General features: G+C 63.3%; 15 protein-coding genes and 1 tRNA gene. 11 read left to right on the top strand and 5 right to left on the bottom strand.

The window, feature by feature from the left end; all coding sequences use genetic code 11:
* Window positions 1–188: 188 nt before the first annotated feature.
* The 3 genes from ACQY4G_RS11505 to yghU form a co-directional block, all read right to left on the bottom strand.
* A tRNA-Gln gene (locus ACQY4G_RS11505) sits at window positions 189–263 on the bottom strand.
* 14 nt (window positions 264–277) lie between these two features.
* Complete coding sequence (locus ACQY4G_RS11510; protein WP_421991045.1) at window positions 278–1,687, bottom strand: MFS transporter; 1,410 nt, start codon at window positions 1,685–1,687, stop codon at window positions 278–280.
* Between the two features lie 69 nt (window positions 1,688–1,756).
* On the bottom strand, window positions 1,757–2,608 hold the full coding sequence (yghU, locus tag ACQY4G_RS11515; protein ID WP_421991047.1) for a glutathione-dependent disulfide-bond oxidoreductase: 852 nt from the start codon (window positions 2,606–2,608) through the stop codon (window positions 1,757–1,759).
* Between the two features lie 94 nt (window positions 2,609–2,702).
* Here yghU and ACQY4G_RS11520 point away from each other — a divergent pair, with 94 nt between their 5' ends.
* The 3 genes from ACQY4G_RS11520 (at window position 2,703) to ACQY4G_RS11530 (ending at window position 6,878) form a co-directional block, all read left to right on the top strand.
* Complete coding sequence (locus ACQY4G_RS11520; RefSeq protein WP_421991049.1) at window positions 2,703–3,704, top strand: DNA topoisomerase IB; 1,002 nt, start codon at window positions 2,703–2,705, stop codon at window positions 3,702–3,704.
* A gap of 292 nt (window positions 3,705–3,996) precedes the next feature.
* Window positions 3,997–6,066: an NAD(+) synthase gene (locus ACQY4G_RS11525; RefSeq protein WP_421993638.1), complete on the top strand. Its 2,070-nt coding sequence runs from the start codon at window positions 3,997–3,999 to the stop codon at window positions 6,064–6,066.
* A gap of 2 nt (window positions 6,067–6,068) precedes the next feature.
* Complete coding sequence (locus ACQY4G_RS11530; protein ID WP_421991051.1) at window positions 6,069–6,878, top strand: DMT family transporter; 810 nt, start codon at window positions 6,069–6,071, stop codon at window positions 6,876–6,878.
* On the opposite strand, the gene ACQY4G_RS11535 is transcribed toward ACQY4G_RS11530, so the two are convergent.
* Together ACQY4G_RS11535 and ACQY4G_RS11540 are read right to left on the bottom strand one after the other, a co-directional pair.
* Entirely contained in the window at window positions 6,879–7,961 is a 1,083-nt protein-coding gene (locus tag ACQY4G_RS11535; RefSeq protein WP_421991053.1) for a branched-chain amino acid aminotransferase, read from the bottom strand.
* A 587-nt stretch (window positions 7,962–8,548) separates the two neighbouring features.
* Window positions 8,549–9,121, bottom strand: a complete 573-nt coding sequence (locus tag ACQY4G_RS11540; protein WP_421991055.1) for a hypothetical protein — start codon at window positions 9,119–9,121, stop codon at window positions 8,549–8,551.
* A gap of 34 nt (window positions 9,122–9,155) precedes the next feature.
* Here ACQY4G_RS11540 and ACQY4G_RS11545 point away from each other — a divergent pair, with 34 nt between their 5' ends.
* The 8 genes from ACQY4G_RS11545 to ACQY4G_RS11580 all read left to right on the top strand — a co-directional run bounded on the left by ACQY4G_RS11545 (window position 9,156) and on the right by ACQY4G_RS11580 (window position 19,500).
* Window positions 9,156–9,893 carry a TlyA family RNA methyltransferase gene (locus ACQY4G_RS11545; RefSeq protein ID WP_421991057.1) on the top strand — a complete coding sequence of 246 codons (738 nt, stop codon included), beginning with the start codon at window positions 9,156–9,158 and terminating at the stop codon, window positions 9,891–9,893.
* A gap of 133 nt (window positions 9,894–10,026) precedes the next feature.
* Window positions 10,027–11,559 carry an acyl-CoA carboxylase subunit beta gene (locus ACQY4G_RS11550; protein WP_421991059.1) on the top strand — a complete coding sequence of 511 codons (1,533 nt, stop codon included), beginning with the start codon at window positions 10,027–10,029 and terminating at the stop codon, window positions 11,557–11,559.
* Between the two features lie 669 nt (window positions 11,560–12,228).
* The gene (locus ACQY4G_RS11555) at window positions 12,229–14,268 is read left to right on the top strand and encodes a S9 family peptidase (protein WP_421991061.1); all 2,040 of its coding nucleotides are present in this window, start codon (window positions 12,229–12,231) and stop codon (window positions 14,266–14,268) included.
* 77 nt (window positions 14,269–14,345) lie between these two features.
* A complete protein-coding gene (gene mce, locus ACQY4G_RS11560; protein WP_067688299.1) occupies window positions 14,346–14,795 on the top strand; it encodes a methylmalonyl-CoA epimerase in 450 nt (149 codons plus the stop codon).
* A 106-nt stretch (window positions 14,796–14,901) separates the two neighbouring features.
* On the top strand, window positions 14,902–15,687 hold the full coding sequence (locus ACQY4G_RS11565) for an enoyl-CoA hydratase-related protein (protein ID WP_421991063.1): 786 nt from the start codon (window positions 14,902–14,904) through the stop codon (window positions 15,685–15,687).
* A 174-nt stretch (window positions 15,688–15,861) separates the two neighbouring features.
* A complete protein-coding gene (gene scpA / locus ACQY4G_RS11570) occupies window positions 15,862–18,018 on the top strand; it encodes a methylmalonyl-CoA mutase (protein WP_421991065.1) in 2,157 nt (718 codons plus the stop codon).
* Window positions 18,019–18,055: 37 nt separating this feature from the next.
* A complete protein-coding gene (locus tag ACQY4G_RS11575) occupies window positions 18,056–19,345 on the top strand; it encodes an O-acetylhomoserine aminocarboxypropyltransferase (RefSeq protein WP_421991067.1) in 1,290 nt (429 codons plus the stop codon).
* The gene (locus tag ACQY4G_RS11580; RefSeq protein ID WP_421993678.1) at window positions 19,345–19,500 is read left to right on the top strand and encodes a hypothetical protein; all 156 of its coding nucleotides are present in this window, start codon (window positions 19,345–19,347) and stop codon (window positions 19,498–19,500) included. Before ACQY4G_RS11575 ends, ACQY4G_RS11580 begins: the two co-directional genes overlap by 1 nt.
* Window positions 19,501–19,506: the final 6 nt, after the last annotated feature.

The raw sequence follows: 19,506 nt of genomic DNA on the forward strand, positions 1-19,506 counted from the left end.
ACTAATTCGCATTAGCACCGCGAGCAAGATGTTTTAGCGCGTCGTTTTGTACAAACGAGAGGAAACCCGGCCGGCGTCGCACCGGACCGGTCGAAGCGTTCGTGCGATAGGGCACCACTGCGCTTCGGCGAGCGGTGTGACGGTAGTGCCTTGAGGCGCTTGCGCTATCTTGAGCTATGTCGGGAAGTTGGCTGGGGTGGCAGGGATCGAACCTGCGAATGCCGGTACCAAAAACCGGTGCCTTACCACTTGGCTACACCCCAGCAGGTGCGCGCCCCTATAGCGCCTCCGGCGCGGAAGGGAAGGGGGTGGGCGCCGATTGCATGCGCCGCTCGGCCAGCTCGCCCTCGAAATGCGCAATCGTCTTGCGATCGAGCTTGTAGAAGAACATCGCGGCCCCTGCGGGGATGATGATGGCAGCGGGAACGATCGCGAAGGCCAGGTCGATGCCCAGCTTTGCGGATTCGGTCTGGACCGCGCCTGCTTCGAAACCGGTCAATGCAAACAGCATTCCCGGCAGCGCCGCACCGACCGCCACACCGGTCTTGATCGCGAAGACCGCGCCGGAAACCGCCAGGCCGGTCATTTGCCGACCGGTGGACCACTCGAGGTATTCGGCGATGTCGGTGAACATCGAATAGGCCAACATCATCATCATGCCGAGTCCGACTCCGACGAAGACTTGCGCCGCGGTCTGGGGCCAAACCGCGTCGAGCGGCATCACGTGGAAGACGGCTATGGCTGCGACCTCGATCGACCCCGCAAGGATCAGCAGGTGCGCCTTGTCGAAGCGCCTCGCCATGGACGCGGCAAAGATCACCCCGACCAGCTGGCCTAATGCGAAGGCGGTGTAGAACAGGCCGATCCGATCGAGGAAAAGGAAGAGCGGAGTGCCGTCATCGCCCGCTACATAGCGAAACCAGAACAGGGCGCTGCTTGCTCGCGATGCGAGTGCGACGGGGGTCAGCATGGCGGCGATCGCAACGGCTATCCAGGCAGGCGTGCGAACCAGCAGCTTGACATCGTCGCGCACGCGCCCGTTCGACGGTACAGGCGGGATGCGTTCCTTGCTGGCGAGGAAGGCGATAAGCAACGACAGCGCCCCGGCGCCCGAAATGACGAACATGGTCAGCATGATGCCGCGCCGCTCGTCGCCCGCGCCCAGTTCGCGTACCAGCGTCGTCGCGATGACGGCCACGGCCACCACCGCCAGGGCCGAGAAAACCATGCGATAAGCGGCGAAGGATGAGCGCGTGTCGGCGTTGGGCGAAACCACGCCCATCAGCGCCGAATAGGGAACGTTGGTCGCGGTGAAGGCCACCATCGTCAGCGTGTAGGTGACATAGGCCCACACCAGCATCGCATCGCTCGACAAATCGGGCGCGGCGAAAATTGCCGCACCGAACAGGCCGAAGGGAACCGCGCCCCACAGCAAATAGGGTCGGTAACGCCCCCAGCGGCTGCGCGTGCGGTCGCCGATCGCGCCCATGACCGGATCGGTCACCGCATCGAAGAACTTGGTCAGCAGCAGCATCAGGCCCATTGCCGCAGGGCCAACGCCGCCCAGCTCGACGAAGAAGTAGAGCAGGTAGATGTTGAAGAAGTTGATGTAGAAGGACGAGGCGAGATCGCCGATCCCGTAGCCGATCTTCTCCAATCGGCCGGCCGCGGGAAGCGGCTTAGTCAAACTTCGGTCCTCCCATGAAACCTAATAGGCCGTCATGGTAGGCTCGAAGTCAAGGCCCGCCCCGGCCTGTCAGAACTTCTTGCCGTCGAAATCGGCGGCCGAATGGCGTTCGAGCAGCTGTTCGTCCTCTTCGCCCCAGGCCTTGTTGACGATCCGGCCGCGGCGGACGGCGGGGCGTTCGGCGAGCTGCTTCACCCAACGCTCGACATTCGTGTATTCATGGATCGAGAGGAAGGTCTTCGCCTCCTCGTAGATCACGCCGAACACGAAGGGTGCGATCCACGGATAGGCCGCGATGTCGGCCACGGTATAGTCCTTGCCGCCAAGGAACTCGCTATCCGCCAGGCGTTTGTCGGCGACGTCGAACAGGCGCTTGGTTTCCATCGCATAACGGTTGATCGGATATTCGTATTTCTCGGGCGCATAGGCATAGAAGTGGCCGAAGCCGCCCCCGATGAAGGGTGCGCTGCCGACCTGCCAGAACAGCCAGCTGAGCACTTCGGCGCGAGTCTGGTCGGTGGGCAGGAAGGCGCCGAATTTCTCGGCCAGATGCATCAGGATCGCGCCGCTTTCGAACACCCTCACGGGCTGATCGCCGCTACGGTCGAGCAGCGCCGGAATCTTCGAATTGGGGTTGAGGTCGACGAAGCCCGAGCCGAACTGGTCGCCTTCGCCGATATCGATCGTCCACGCGTCGTACTCTGCGCCCGAATGACCCGCCTCGAGCAGTTCTTCGAACATGATCGTTGCCTTTACGCCGTTGGGCGTGGCGAGCGAATAGAGCTGAAAGTCGTGCTCGCCGACGGGGAGGTGCTTGTCCTCGCGCGCGCCTGAAGTCGGACGGTTGATGTTGGCGAAGCGGCCGCCGTTCTCGGCATCGAAAGTCCAGACCTTGGGCGGGTTGTAGGTTGCGTCTGCCAATTGCGTTCTCCTCGTTGCGGGGTGGCTAGTTCACCCGACCGTTCGTCGCAAGGTGGGGAACCGTGACAGCGATCCCACGGTTCTTCCCTTCGCTATGACGAAGCTCATCTATGTCGACGACGACCTGCCCGGCATTACGCGCAAGGGCGCGGGCAGGGGATGGGCCTATTACGATCCCGAAGGCCAGTTGATCACCGATCCGGCGGAAAAGCGACGGCTCAATGCGATCGCACTGCCGCCAGCCTATGGCGATGCCTGGTTTTGCCCCGCACCCAACGGCCACATCCTCGCCACCGGCGTGGATGCGAGGGGTCGTAAGCAATATCGCTATCACCCCGAATTTCGCACGGCGCGCGAGGGCGAGAAGTTCGACAGCTGCGTCAGCTTCGGAAGCCTATTGCCGCTGGTTCGCAAGCGTGTGGACGACGATCTGCGCGGCCGCACACTGACCCGCGAGCGGGCGATCGCCAGCGTGGTGCGGCTGCTCGACCTGGGCGCGGTTCGTATCGGGAACGAAGGCTATGCACAGCAGAACCGGAGCTTCGGTGCGACGACTTTGCGTAAGCGGCACGCCGAACTGACCGGAAAGACCTTGCGGCTGCGCTATAAGGGCAAGGGCGGCAAGCCGCGCGAGGTGACGCTATCCGATGGCAGCCTGTCGCGGCTGGTGCGCAAGATGCAGGATTTGCCCGGCCAGAACCTGTTCAAATACGTCGACGAGGAGGGCGAAGTGCAGGCGGTGGGTTCGTCCGACGTCAACGAATACCTCGCCGAAACCATGGGCGAGCGATTCACGGCTAAGAATTTTCGCACCTGGCACGGCAGCGTGATGGCCTTTCAATGCCTGCTCGAAGGCGAGGGCGATCTGCCGATCAAGGCATTGCTCGACTGCGTCGCGGAACGGCTCGGCAATACGCCAGCGGTGACGCGCAAGAGCTATATCCATCCGGCGGTGATCGATCTGGTCGAGCGGCAGGAGGAATGGCGCGCCGAGGCGCGCCTGCCGCGCGCGACCAAGTGGCTGACGCGCGAGGAGCGGGGGCTGATCGAATTGCTTCAGAAAAGTCCTGCGGCGGCGGAATTGCTGGCTGCCTGAGAGGTGCCTTGCATATGGTATCCTAAAGGGATACTGGGCGGGCATGCATTTGGCAGGGTTCAAGATACGTGCCTTTCGAGAGGCGCACGATCCGCCGCTCAGCGCGGAGGAATTCGGCGCGCGTTTCGGCGATCCCGAACCCTGGCCCAGCCGCACCGTTTACGGCTGGGAAGCCAAGGGCAAGATCGCCCGCGCATCGGTCCAGAAACGCCTTGCCGAACTGGGCGTCTGCCAGCCCGCCGACTGGCTCGAACCCGCGCCTGAAGAACCCGACGAGAAAGGTCCCGCCTTCATGAGCGGCAATGACATCCATTCCTTCTACGACCTGCATACGCAAGGTTTCGTCCGCGTGGCGACCAGCACGCCAAAGGTGCGCACGGCGGATGTCGCCCATAATGCGCAGGGAATTCTGGAACAGGCGCGCAAGGCGGATGCGCAGTCGGTCGACCTGCTGCTCTATCCCGAACTGGCCCTGTCCTCCTACGCGCTGGACGATCTGCACATGCAATCGGCACTGCTCGATGCGGTCGAGGATCAGGTCGATGCGATCGTAGAAGCCTCGCGCGATCTTCTGCCGGTGCTCGTCTTCGGCGCGCCGCTGCGCCGCAACGGCCGCATCTACAATTGCGCGCTGGTGGTGGCGCGCGGCGCACTGCTCGGCGTGGTCCCTAAGAGCTTTCTGCCCAACTATCGCGAGTATTATGAAAAGCGCTGGTTCGCGCATGGTCGCGAGTGCGTCGGGCTGACGATCCGTTGCGGCGTGCACCAGGTGCCTTTCGGCACCGATCTGGTCTTCGCCGCCAGCGACCTGCCGGGTTTCACTTTCGGGATCGAGATCTGCGAGGATTTCTGGTCGCCCAATCCGCCCGGCACGATGGCCGCGCTCGCGGGCGCGACGATCCTGCTCAACCTTTCGGCATCGAACATCACCATCGGCAAGTCGGACGAGCGCCACCTGCTCAGCCGCGCCAGTTCCAGCCGCTCGGTCTCCGCCTATGCCTATTCGGCCAGCGGTCACGGCGAGAGCACCACCGATCTCGCCTGGGACGGGCAGGGCATGATCTACGAACTGGGCGACCTCTTGGTCGAAAGCGTGCGCTTCGACCTCGAACCCGAATTGTGCGTGGCCGATATCGATACGCAGCGGATCCTGTCCGAACGCATGCGGATGCAGACCTTCAACGATGCAGCCGAGGCGGAGGGCCGCCCGGAGGACTGGTACCGATCGATCGCGTTTGAGCACGCCGCACCGCTTGCCGATATCGGCCTTCGCCGCCCGGTTCGGCGATTCCCCTTCGTGCCCAACCGTGCGCACAAGCTGGACGAGGATTGCTACGAGGCGTTCAACATTCAGGTCGATGCGCTGATGCGGCGTATTCAAGCGACCGATCCCAAGTGTCTCATCATCGGCATATCCGGCGGGCTCGACAGCACGCATGCGCTGATCGTCGCTGCCAAGGCGATGGACCGGCTGGGCCGCCCGCGCAGCGATATCCGCGGCTACACCATGCCCGGCTTTGCGACCTCGGAGGACACTAAGTCCAACGCCTGGCGCCTGATGGAGGCCTTCGGCATCACCGCCGAGGAAATCGATATCAAGCCGACGGCCGCGATGATGCTGGAGAACATCGGCCACGCTTTCGCCGATGGTGAACCGGTCTACGACGTCACGTTCGAGAACGTCCAGGCGGGGCTGCGCACCGACTATCTGTTCCGCTTGGCGGGGCAGCATGGCGGCTGGGTGATCGGGACGGGGGACCTCAGCGAACTCGCGCTGGGCTGGTGCACCTATGGTGTGGGCGACCACATGAGCCATTACGGTGTCAATGCGGGCGTTCCCAAGACCCTGATCCAGTATCTGATCCGCTGGACCGTTCGCACCGGCCAGTTCGACAAGCGGTGCGATGCGGTGCTCGACGATATCGTCGATACCGAGATCAGCCCCGAACTGGTACCCGCGGACGAGGACGGGCGGATCCAGAGCACGCAATCGATCATAGGGCCATACGAACTCAACGACTTCTTCCTCCACCACATCATCCGCTGGGGGCAGAAGCCGAGCCATGTCGCCTTTCTCGCCTGGCATGCCTGGAACGACGCGAAATCGGGACTTTGGCCGATCGATTTCCCGGACGATGCGAAGAACGAATACGATCTCGCCACGATCGCGAAGTGGCTGGAAAACTTCCTCAAGCGCTTTTTCGGATTCAGCCAGTTCAAGCGCAGCGCGCTGCCCAACGGGCCCAAGGTCAGCTCGGGCGGGGCGCTGAGCCCGCGCGGCGACTGGCGCGCCCCGAGCGATGCGGTGGCCGACACTTGGCTGGCCGAATTGGCCGCGACCCTGCCGCCGCTGCACGACTGACGATGCCGCTGCGCGCGCTGCTCATCATGACGTTTTGCAACGTCGTCTGGGCGCTCAACGTGGTCGTCAGCAAGATTGCCATCGCCGACCTCGCAACACCGCCATTATTCTATGCGCTGCTGCGTTCGGTGATTGTTGCGATGGTTCTCGTGCCGCTGCTGCGTCCGCTCCCGGCAAAGCTCTGGCAGGTACTGGTCATCGGCCTTGCCATCAGCGGCGGCTCTTTCGCGTTGCTCTTCATGGGGCTCGAGACCGCCAGCCCTTCGGCGGCGGGGGTAGTCAGTCTGACCGGCGCACCGATGACCGTCCTGTTCGCCATGGCCGGTGACAATCAGATGGAGACGAGCACCGGCCTTTTGCTGGTGTTTTTGTCGGCCGTGGTTGGCGCACTGGGATCGGTTTTCGTCAAGCGGCTCGAAATACCCTCTATCCGATTGCAAGCCTGGGCGGCGGTCGCATCGGTCGCAGTGCTAATCCCGCTAACCGCCGCGATGGAAACTGGTCAGGTAGCGGCACTGTCGAACGCGCCGTGGGAACTTGCTGCCTGCCTGATTTTTGCCGCGATCGTCGTCTCGGTCGGCGCGCACACCGCCTACTATCGCCTGCTGCAGGAGCACGACGCCAACCTCGTCGTCCCGCTCACTCTGCTTACCCCGATCCTGACGATCGTCTTCGGGGCATGGCTGACGGGCGACGCAATCGGCGAGCGGCTGGTGATCGGCGGCGCGATTGCGCTCGCGGGCGTGGCGATCATCGTGTTGCGGCCGAGCGAAACCTTCACCCGCCGTTTCCTCGTGCGACCGCGCTTCTGATCAGTCGAGCTTAACCGTCCAGCCATGCGTGTCTTCGACGGCACCCTTCTGGATGCTGACGAGCTTTTCGCGGACCTTATGGGTCATCTGGCCGGTTCCGCCGCTGCCGATGGTGAATTCTCCATCGGGGCCGAGCACGGTGCCCACCGGCGTGACCACCGCGGCGGTTCCGCAAGCCATCGTCTCGAGCAGGCGGCCCTCGATCGCGTCGGCGCGCCACTGGTCGATGCTGTAGGGTTCCTCGCGCACCTGCAGGCCTTCTTCTCGAAGTAGTTGGATCAGGCTGTCGCGAGTGATGCCGGGCAGGATCGTACCAGTGAGCGGCGGGGTGATGACCGTACCGTCGTCGAAGACGAAGAACAGATTCATGCCGCCCAGTTCCTCGACCCATTTCTTCTCGACGGCATCGAGGAAGACCACCTGGTCGCAGCCGTTCTTTATACCCTCGGCCTGCGGCACCAGACTGGCAGCGTAATTGCCGCCGGTTTTGGCCGCGCCCGTGCCGCCAGGTGCGGCGCGAGTATAATTGCGGCTGACCCAGATCTTCACCGGTTTGGCGCCACCCGTGAAATAGGGCCCGACAGGCGAAGCGATCAGGACATATTTGTACTGGCGCGCCGGGCGCACGCCGAGGAAGGCCTCGGAAGCAAACATGAAGGGCCGTAGGTAGAGCGAGCCGTCCGGATCGCCGGGCACCCAGTGGCGGTCCTTCGCCACCAGCTGACGGATCGATTCGAGGAACAGTTCCTCGGGCAGCTCCGGCATCGCCATGCGCCGCGCGCTTTCGTTGAAACGCCTTGCGTTCTGCTCGGGCCGGAAGAGCGCGAGCGACCCGTCTTCCCGCTTGTAGGCTTTCATGCCTTCGAAGATTTCCTGAGCGTAGTGCAGCACCGCCGCTGCCGGATCGAGGCTGATCGGCTCGCGCGGGCCGAGTGCCCCTTTGTGCCAGCCGCCCTTGTCCTCGTCATAGTCGATCACGACCATGTGGTCGGTGAAAAGTTTGCCGAAGCCGGGGTTTTCCAGCGCCTGCCGGCGGGTCTCGCCGGGGACCGGGGCGGGGTGGGGAAAATGCTCGAAATCCATGGCTGCGCGCGTAATGGGAAGGAAGGCGGCGCGCAAGGATGAGTGTTGGCTGCGCGCGGAAACCGCCTCCGCGATTTCCTTGCGGTGGCACCAGCCCACTCCCCACCCGACCACCCACGGCACGATATTGATTGGGTGGCCGGGTGGGGGAGTGGGCTGGTGCCGAAAGGTCAGAACGAAGGTCCTGACCGCGTCCATCCAACAAATGAGAAGGGCAGCTCCACGCCCGTAGGTGGAACTGCCCTTCGCATGGTCAGCGGCGGGAAGTGCCGCTCACGAAGTCTCTATCGGCTCTGCTTACCGATAGTACCTCGCGCGGAAACTTGCCGACCTCTCTGCTGAACCATGAGACATCGGATCACCTCCTTTCGCGCTGTTTAGAGCCAAAGTACCCCGTATCCGGGGAACAAGACCGCGTTTCGCCGCTGATCTTGAGTACCAATTTGTTGCTCGAAGCCTGTGAAAACAACCCTTGAAAAAAAGTTTTCCCACGTCAGAATTGGCGTTTGTGGCCCGGAGCGTTCTCCGGGCCGTTTTCATATCTCGAAAGCGGGCGGATCGCGAGGATCGCCGGAGGCCGAATCCGTTCATCGACACGCCTCTATCGCGCGCGTCACTTCGGCCCATGGTGGCAGGTAGAGTGTGGACAACCCCGAGATTTCCACAGCGAATCGCCCGCGGGTCAATGCCATGGCGTCGAGGAGGGGATCGGTGGCGGAGAGTGTAGCCACCACTTGCGGGCTGCCTCCCCCGGCGGGACGGGCGGGCAAGGTACGCTCGGCGGTTTCGGTCCGGATGGTCATGACGGCCTGGCGCGGGCCTTGGCCGGCGCGAGTCAGGAGGATGCGACCGGCATCGCGTTCGCAACCGATCGAAAATTGTGCCTGGCCGCTACTGTCGCCGAACCGGGCCAGCCCGCCGTTTACCGCAGTGCGGTAGGTCCAGCTGCCTGCAGTTCGCGGTTCGTCGATCCAGTTTTCGCTGGGTGGCGGAGCGGGCGGTGGCGGCGGGGGCGTGGTGGCCGTCGGCGTAGGAGTGGGCGTGGGGCTGCCCGTCGGTGCGGGGGTGGATTCCGGTGCCGGCACGCAGGCGGCGATGGTGAAGGTAAGCGCCAGTGCGCCGCCCAGCTGGGTCCAGCTGCGATAGAGGACAGGTTTCATGCAGCACCAATGCTCGCTAACGCCCATGTTTCCGATGCCGAAAAAGAAACGCCTCGATCAGATGCTGGTGGACCGCGGGCTCGTGGAGAGCAGGACGCGGGCGCAGGCGCTGGTCATGGCGGGGCTTGTGTTCTCGGGCGAGCAGAAGCTCGTCAAACCCGGGCAGCAGCTTGCCGAGGATGCGCCGCTCGAGGTGCGCGGGCGCGACCATCCTTGGGTTTCGCGCGGGGGCATCAAACTCGCGCATGCGATCGAGCATTTCGATCTCGACCCGTCCGGTGTCACCGCGATGGATATCGGCAGTTCGACCGGCGGCTTTACCGACGTGCTGTTGCAGGGCGGGGCAGAGCATGTCTTTGCTGTCGACAGCGGCACCAACCAGCTCGCCTGGAAACTGCGGCAGGACGAGCGGGTGACCGTGCTCGAGCAGACGAGCGCGCGCATCCTCACGCCCGCGATGATCGACCGGCCCGTGACCTGGGTGGTGTGCGATGCGAGCTTCATTGGCCTCGCCAAGGTGCTCGAACGCCCGCTCGAACTCGCCGGGCGTGAATGTCGACTGGTGGCGCTGATCAAGCCCCAGTTCGAAGTCGGGCGCGAGGAGGTCGGCAAGAAGGGCGTGGTCAGCGATCCCGCACTCCACCGGCGGGTCTGCGACGAGGTTCGGACATGGATCGAGGGGTTGGGTTTCGCGGTGCAGGGAATCGTCGAAAGCCCGATCAAGGGGCCGGAGGGTAATGTGGAGTTCCTGATCTCGGCGCAAAGAAGCTGATCCCCGGCGGAGGCCGGGGCCTCGGTCAGCCGAGCGCCAGATAGCCTGAGGTCCCAGCCTGCGCCGGGACACATGCTTGTCTCGATGGCCTGCGCTGGCTAGGCGCATTCGCAAACGTATTCAGGGGAACTGCATGTCCGCCAATATCGCCGAAATGGAACGCCGCCGCGAAGCTGCCCGGATGGGCGGCGGGCAGAAGCGGATCGATGCGCAGCACGCCAAGGGCAAGCTGACCGCGCGCGAGCGGCTCAACGTGCTGCTCGACGAAGGCAGCTTCGAAGAACTCGATACCTATGTCGAGCACGACTGCACCGATTTCGGCATGGAGGCTCAGAAAATCCCGGGTGATGGCGTGGTCACCGGATCGGGCACGATCAACGGCCGACTGGTTTATGTTTTCAGCCAGGATTTCACCGTATTCGGCGGTTCGCTTTCGAAGCGCCATGCCGAGAAGATCTGCAAGGTCATGGACAGTGCGATGAAGGTCGGCGCGCCTGTCATCGGCCTCAACGATTCGGGCGGCGCGCGCATCCAGGAAGGCGTCGCTTCGCTCGGCGGTTATGCCGAGGTGTTCCAGCGCAACGTCCTAGCATCGGGCGTGGTGCCGCAGATCAGCCTCATTATGGGGCCGTGCGCGGGCGGCGCGGTCTACAGCCCCGCAATGACAGACTTCATCTTCATGGTTGAGGACAGCAGCTACATGTTTGTCACCGGACCCGATGTGGTGAAGACGGTGACCAACGAAGTCGTAACGCAGGAAGAACTGGGCGGGGCGAAGACGCACACCACCAAGACTTCGGTCGCCGACGTCGCATTCGAAAATGACATCGAGACGCTGCTCGCAACGCGCAATTTCTTCGATTTCCTGCCCCTGTCGAACCGCGAGGAGGTGCCCGAGCGCCCGACGAGCGATCCGTGGGACCGCATGGAGGACAGCCTCGACACGCTGATCCCCGACAATGCCAATCAGCCCTACGACATGCACGAGGTCATCCGGAAGACGCTGGACGAGGGCGATTTTTTCGAGATCCAGCCCAACCACGCCGCCAACATCATCTGCGGTTTCGGCCGCGTCGAAGGGCGCACGGTGGGTGTGGTGGCGAACCAGCCGATGGTGCTCGCCGGCGTGCTCGACATCAATTCCTCGAAAAAGGCCGCGCGCTTCGTTCGTTTCTGCGATGCCTTCGAAATCCCGATCCTGACCTTCGTCGACGTGCCCGGCTTCCTCCCCGGCACCGCGCAGGAACATAACGGCATCATCAAGCATGGCGCGAAGCTGCTCTTCGCCTATGCCGAGGCGACCGTGCCCAAGATCACCGTCATCACCCGCAAGGCCTATGGCGGCGCCTATGACGTGATGGCCTCCAAGCACCTGCGCGGCGACCTCAATTACGCCTGGCCGACCGCCGAAATCGCAGTGATGGGCGCGAAGGGCGCGGTGGAGATCATCTTCCGCCAGGATCGCGACGATCCCGAAAAGATCGCCGAGAAAACGAAGGAATACGAAAACCGCTTCGCCAATCCCTTCGTGGCCGCCCAGCGCGGCTATATCGACGAGGTGATCTACCCGCACTCGACCCGCAAGCGGATCGCGCTGGGGCTAAGGAAGCTGCGGACCAAGCAGCTCGAGAACCCGTGGAAGAAGCATGATAACATTCCGTTGTGAGATGTCATTTTGCCTGAACCGATCATAGTTGCCCTCATTGCGCTTAGTGCAGGTCTTCTCGGCGCGCTGGTTCAGGCAATCCTTGCAGGACGATTCGAGAGGTCCCGATTTATTAGAGACCAGCGTAGGGAAGCTTATGAGAATTTCGTATCTGCGCTAACCGAATTGAGCATCTACTCGTGCGGTGGTCCCGAATTCGAAGCTGCGCAGGCCAAGCTAGTCGCCACTCGCTCTAGAATCGCACTTTTCGGATCCAAGAATGTGGTCAGCCAGACGGCACACTTGTTTGAACACACCGTGACCCTTGATTCCCCTTTGGATCAGCACAGGCTCTACGAGGTTCTTTTGGCGATGCGCAGGGACTCGGTTGGAAGAAACGACAGGGGCATTAGAGTTGAGCTCTTTGGACTGGTTTTCGGAAGCGCAACCGGAGGAAAGAATTAAGACGCGGCCGTCTCTTTCGACATTGCTTTGCTGCGCTCGCAACGACGGAAAAGTGAGATAAGACTCAGCCATCTCAACCGTATCTGTGTATCGAGACGGCTACTCCTCCGCCTTCCCACGACAAGATTCCCCGCATTGTGACACTTGGACTGCGATCGGCTGTCCTATCTAGACAACACACCCCTGCTCCGTTAGTCTCCGCTGCAACCAGAGGAGACTATCTGCATGAATAAACTCACGCTTACCGCCGCGGCGCTTGCGAGTGCGGCGCTCTTGCCCGGGGTCGGCCATGCCCAACACCATGCGCTGGCCGAATACGAGCTGATCGACCGTACCGAATTGTTCGGCAATCCGGTCGCTTCGCAGGGCCGCATCAGCCCCGATGGCGAATGGGTCAGCTGGATCGCCCCCGACGAGGGCGTGATGAACGTCTGGGTCGCCCCGGCGGACAACCCCTCGCAGGGCAAGGTCGTCACCGACGATCGCCATCGCGGCATTTCGAACCATTTCTGGTCGACCGACAGCCGCTACGTCATGTTCGTCAAGGACAATGACGGCGACGAGAACTACCACGTCTACGTCACCGATCCGCGCACCGGCGAAACGCGCGATCTCACGCCACTGGAAGATGGCATCCGCGCGCAGATCATGGGCGTCAGCCGCGACCGGCCTGGCGTGATCCTCGTCGGCACGAACGAACGCAACCCGCAGCTGACCGATCTCTACGAATACAATATCGAGACCGGCGAACGCACGTTGATTGCCGAGAATCCCGGCTATGCGCAGTGGATCACTGACAACACTTACACGCCGCGGCTCGCCCTGGCGCCGCAGCCCGACGGGGGCATGAAGGCGGTCTACCTCAACGAGGACATGACCCCGGGCGAGACTTTCGCCGACATCCCCAGCGAGGACATGCTCAACACCAACATCGTCCAGTTCTCGCGCGACAACAATACGGTTTACATGATCGACAGCCGCGAGCGGAACCTTGCGGCGGGCGTCGCGGTGGACCTGGCCACGGGTGAGCGCACGGTCATCGTCGAGCCCGAGAAAGCCGACCTCAGCGGGATTCTGGTCGACAATGAGACTTATGCGCCGATCGCCTATTCGACCAATTACCTGCGCGACGAATGGAAGGCGCTGACCGACGAGGCGGCAGCCGAACTCGATTATCTTTCGAGCAATATCGCCGGCGAGTTCCAGGTCGTCTCGCGCACCGAGGACGACCAGAAGTGGGTCGTCTGGGGCGGCGCGGCGGAAGCCCCCGGCCAGTATTACGTCTATGATCGCCAGAGCGACACGCTGACCCCGTGGTTCGTCACGCGGCCCGACCTGGCCGATGCGCCGCTGCAGCCGATGCATCCGCTCGAGCTCAAGTCCTCGGACGGCCTCACGCTGGTATCCTACCTCACCCTGCCGCCGGGCAGCGATCCCGATGGCGACGGCCGCCCCGACGAGGCGTTGCCGATGCTGCTGTGGGTGCATGGCGGGCCGTGGGCGCGCGACAGCTATGGCTACAACACGATCCACCAGTGGATGGCCAATCGCGGTTACGCCGTACTCAGCGTCAACTACCGCGGCTCGACCGGCTTCGGGAAGGATTTCACCAATGCGGCGGTGAAGGAATTCGCCGGCAAGATGCATGACGATCTGATCGACGCGGTCGACTGGGCGGTCGACGAAGGCATCGCGATCGAGGACAAGGTCGCCATCGGCGGAGGCAGCTATGGCGGCTACGCCACGCTGACCGGCGTCGCCTTCACCCCCGACACCTTCGCCTGCGGCGTCAACATCGTCGGCCCGTCCAGCCTGGTGACGCTGATCGAGAGCTTCCCCGAATATTGGAAGCCGTTTCTCGCCGGCACCTGGTTCCGCTATGTCGGCGACCCGGCCGATCCCGAACAGCGCGAAGACCTGCTCTCGCGCTCGGCGATTACCCGGATCGACGATATCAAGGTGCCGCTGCTGGTCGGGCAGGGCGGTAACGATCCGCGCGTGACCAAGCAGGAGGCCGACCAGCTGGTCGAGGCGATGCAGGCCAAGGGGCTGCCCGTGACCTACATCAACTATCCCGACGAAGGGCACGGCTTCCAGAAGCCGGAAAACCGCATGAGCTTCTTCGCGGCGATGGAAGGGTTCCTCGGCACCTGCCTCGGCGGCCGCGTGCAGCCGATCGGGGAAAGCTTCGAAGGCAGCTCCGCCGAAGTGCTCGCGGGTGCGGAATATGTCGACGGGCTCGAGGATGTGTCGTCCGGCGGTTGATTGCGCCGAACTAACGCTCCAAACATGCGGCGCGGTTCCATTGTGGAGCCGCGCCGCAACTTTTTCGGAGCAGGTATATGAAACTCGGCCGCCTCAACCATATCGGCGTTGCGACGCCATCCATCGAGGAGTCGATCCGCTATTACCGTGACGTGATGGGCGCGACGGAATTCCACGAGCCTTTCGACCTGGAAGCGCAGGGGGTCAAGGTGTGCTTCGTCGACACGCCGGGCGAGGACGGCACACACGGCACGCAGGTCGAACTGATCGAACCGCTCGGCCCCGACAGCCCGATCAACAATTTCCTCGCCAAGAACCCGGCCGGCGGGCAGCACCATGTGTGCTACGAGGTCGAGGATATCGAGGAGGCCCGAGCGTGGTTCGAAGGGCTGGGCAAGCGTATCCTGGGCCCGACGCGCATCGGTGCGCATGGCACGCCGATCTTCTTCCTCCACCCCAGGGACATGATGGGCCAGCTGACCGAGATCATGGAAACGCCCTCTGACGACAGCCACTGGTCGAACTGACAGGCAGTTGACGCCGCGCGTCGTAACGGACTTGCCTATCGGCTTGGTCGCGGCCTATTCGAGTTGCAATAAGAAACGAGCCTATCGGAGCTTAGGGGAGAGACGCGTGAGCTACGAAACCATCATCGTCGAGAAGGACGGCCCGCTTACCACGATTACGCTCAACCGGCCCGACCGGCTGAACGCGATGCCGCCGCAGATGGCGGACGAGATCGGCGCGGCCTTCTACGACCTCGGCGACAGCCGCGCGGTGCTGATTACCGGCGCGGGCAAGGGCTTCTGCTCGGGTGCGGACCTGTCCGCGCGGGGCGAGGGCAGCGCGCTGGACAGCAAGGGTGGCAGCCACCGCGCGCTGCAGAACCATTACAATCCGGCAGTGAACATGGTGCTGCGCGCGCCGGTGCCCGTGGTTTGCGCGGTCAACGGCCCGGCGGCGGGCGTGGGCTGTTCGCTCGCTCTGGCCGGGGATTTCGTGCTTGCCGGGCGCTCGGCCTATTTCCTGCAGGCCTTCGTCAATATCGGCCTCGTGCCCGATGGCGGTTCGACCTGGCTGCTGAGCCGCGCCATCGGTCGCGCGCGCGCTACCCGGATGATGATGCTGGGCGAGAAGATCGGCGCCGACCAGGCCGAGGAGTGGGGCCTGATCTACAGGGCGGTCGATGACGAGGCGCTGCTGGCCGAGGCGAAGGCGCTGGCAGAGAAGCTCGCCAACGGGCCGACCGTGGCCTATGCGACGATGAAGAAGAACATCGCCACCGCGCTCGACGGCAATATCACCGAGGTGTTCCTCGCCGAAGCCGAAGGCCAGCGGCTTGCGGGGGCAAGCAAGGACGCGATGGAAGGCGGCATGGCGTTTCTCCAGAAGCGCCAACCGGCGTTCAAGGGGGAGTAAGAGGCTAGCGACGCAAGTCTTTCGTCATCCCCGCGAAGGCTGGGATCCAGCTAACCATGCTGTCGTTCGCACCCTTTCTTGGGACCCCGCCTTCGCCGGGGTGACGTGGAAGGTTTGCCTTGGATACGACAGCCACCCTTCCCCTGCGCATACGATTGTGGTTTAGGGCCACGCATGAGTGACACGCCGAACTATGATGACTGGAAAACCCTCGCCGACAAGGAGGTGAAGGGCCGCGATCTCACCTGGCACACGCCCGAGGGGATCGACGTGAAGCCGCTCTACACGTCCGAGGATACCGCCGATCTCGATCCCGGCGTCCCCGGCATGGCCCCTTTCACGCGCGGGCCCTACGCCTCGATGTATACCGGGCGCCCGTGGACGATCCGGCAATATGCGGGCTTTTCGACCGCCGAGGAATCGAACGCCTTCTATCGCCGCAATTTGGCCGCCGGGCAGAAGGGCCTGTCGGTCGCCTTCGACCTCGCCACGCACCGCGGATATGACAGCGACCACAGCCGCGTGGTCGGCGATGTCGGCAAGGCGGGCGTCGCGATCGATACCGTGCGCGATATGGAAATCCTGTTCGACCAGATCCCGCTCGACCAGATGAGCGTATCGATGACGATGAACGGCGCGGTGATCCCGGTCATGGCGTTCTACATCGTCGCGGCGGAACGGCAGGGCGTTTCGCAGGACAAGCTTTCGGGGACCATCCAGAACGACATCCTCAAGGAGTTCATGGTCCGCAACACCTATATCTATCCGCCCGAACCGAGCATGCGGATCGTCTCCGATATCATCGCATATACTTCGGCCAACATGCCGAAATTCAACAGCATTTCGATCTCGGGCTATCACATGCACGAAGCCGGGGCGACGGCGGTGCAGGAACTCGCCTTCACCATTGCCGACGGCAAGGAATACGCCAAACGCGCCATGGAAGCGGGGCTCGACATCGATGCCTTCGCGCCGCGCCTGTCCTTCTTCTGGGGCATCGGCATGAACTTCTTCATGGAGATCGCCAAGATGCGCGCCGCGCGTGCGCTGTGGCACGATGTGATGGAAGGGCTGGGGGCGCAGAACCCCAAGTCGAAAATGCTGCGCACGCACTGCCAGACCAGCGGTGTCAGCCTGCAGGAGCAGGACCCTTACAACAACGTCATCCGCACCACGGTAGAGGCGATGGCGGCGGTGCTGGGCGGCACGCAATCGCTCCACACCAATGCGCTGGACGAGGCGATCGCGCTGCCGACCGACTTTTCCGCCCGCATCGCGCGCAACACGCAATTGGTGATCCAGGAAGAAACCGGCATCACCAATGTCGCCGATCCGCTGGGCGGGAGCTACTACATCGAAAGCCTCACTGCCGCGCTGGTCGAGGAAGCCCGCAAGCTGCTCGACGAGGTCGAGGCGGCAGGCGGCATGACCGAATATGTCGCCAGCGGCAAACCCAAGGCACAGATCGAGGAAGCCGCCGCTGCCAAGCAGGCTAGCGTCGACAAGGGCGACACGGTGATCGTCGGCGTGAACAAGTACCGCCGCGACAAGGAAGACGAGATCGACACGCTCGATATCGACAACCACAAGGTCCGCCAGAGCCAGATTGCGCGGATCGAAAAGGTCCGCGCGGGCCGCGACGATTTCGCCTGTAAGGCCGCGCTCGATGCGCTGGCCCGCGGCGCGGCACAGCGCGAAGGCAACCTCCTCGAACTCGCGGTAGAGGCAGCGCGCCACGATGCGACGCTGGGCGAGATCAGCCAGGCTATGGAGGACGCCTATGGCCGTTACGACACCATGCCGACGCCAGTGCGCGGCGTGTATTCCTCCGCCTATGCAGAGGACGACCGCTACCGGCAGGTGGTCGAGGGCGTGAAGGCGGTCGAGCACCGCCTCGGCCGTGCGCCCAAGCTGATGGTCGCCAAGATGGGCCAGGACGGTCACGATCGCGGCGCCAATGTCATCGCATCCGCCTTTGCCGACATGGGTTTCGAGGTCGTCTCGGGCCCGCTGTTCCAGACTCCGGAGGAAGCGCGCGACCTGGCGCTGGAAAACGATGTCGACGCAATCGGCGCAAGCAGCCTCGCAGCGGGCCACAAGACGCTTATCCCCGAACTGATCGACCTGCTGAAAGAGGCAGGCCGCGGTGACATCAAGGTCATTGCCGGCGGCGTGATCCCGCAGAAGGATTACGACTTCCTGCGCGATGCCGGGGTGCAGGGCATCTACGGCCCGGGCAGCAATGTGGTCGAATGCGCAGCGGACATGCTGCGCCTGCTCGGCCACAACATGCCGCCAGCCGGCGAAGACCTCGACGAAGCGGCGCAGTAGGCCGGCTCGGGCACCTCAAGCAGACGGAAAGTTCTCCATGGCCGATTTCCATCCCGAAACCCTTGCCGTCCATGCCGGGTGCGAGCCCGACCCCGCCACGAATGCGCGCATTACGCCGATCTACCAGACGGCAAGCTACGTTTTCGACAGCCCGGAGCACGCAGCGAACCTGTTCTCGCTCTCCGAATTCGGGAACATCTATTCACGCATCATGAACCCGACGAACGATGCGTTGGAAAAGAAGATCGCGGCGATGGAAGGGGGCGTTGGGGCGCTCGGCGTCGCTTCGGGCCATGCTGCGCAGCTGGTCGCCTTCCACACGCTGATGGAACCGGGCTGCAACATCGTGGCGGCAAAAAAGTTGTACGGCGGTTCGCTCAACCAGATGGGGGAAGCCTTTCTCAAGTTCGGCTGGGAAACCCGCTTCGTCGATGCCGACGATCCGGAGAATGTCCGAGCGGCGATGGACGACAAGACCCGATGCGTCTTTATCGAGAGCCTCGCCAATCCGGGCGGGGTCGTGTGCGATATTCAGGCGATCGCCGATGTCGCCCATGCGGGCGGCGTGCCGCTGATCGTGGACAACACCATGGCAACGCCGGCGCTGTGCCGCCCCTTCGATCACGGGGCGGACATCGTCACCCATTCGACGACCAAATTCCTCAATGGACATGGAAATTCGATCGGCGGGGTAATCGTCGACAGCGGCAATTTCGACTGGAAGGCGCAGGGTGACAAGTACCCCTCGCTCACGCAGCCCAACGGTTCTTACCACGGCGCCGTGCTGGTCGATGCGCTCGAGCCGGTCGGGCCGGTCGCCTTCATTATCGCCTGCCGCGTGCTGGGCCTGCGCGATCTCGGCCCTGCCATGGCACCGATGAACGCCTTTCTCGCGATGACGGGCATCGAAACGCTGCACCTGCGCATGGAGCGGCATTGCCAGAACGCCAAGGCGCTCGCCGAATGGCTCAAGGGGCATGAAAAGGTTGCCTGGGTATCCTATGCCGGCCTGCCCGAAAGCGAGTATCACGCGTATGCCGTCAAATATCTCGGCGGGCGGGGCGGGGCCGTGTTCACTTTCGGGCTGAAGGGCGGCTACGAGGCCGGCAAGGCGCTGGTGTCCAACGTCAAGCTGTTCAGCCACCTGGCCAATATCGGCGATACCCGCTCGCTGATCATCCACCCTGCCTCGACCACCCACAGCCAGCTGGGCGAAACCGAGCTGATTGCTGCAGGAGCAGGCCCCGACGTGGTCCGCGTATCCGTCGGCATCGAGAACATCGAGGACATCAAGGCCGACCTTACGCAGGCATTGGAGGAGATCTGATGACAGGGTTTGCCTCTCACTCCCAGCGCGATGCCGGGGTGCAGGGCATCTACGGCCCGGGCAGCAACGTGGCCGTATGCGCAGCGGATGTGCTGCGCCTGCTCGGCCACAACAGGCCGCCCGCCGAAGAGAATCTGGACGAGGCGGCGGAGTGAGGGACG

The organism is Qipengyuania sp., from assembly GCF_965277845.1.
Taxonomy (GTDB): Bacteria; Pseudomonadota; Alphaproteobacteria; order Sphingomonadales; family Sphingomonadaceae; genus Qipengyuania.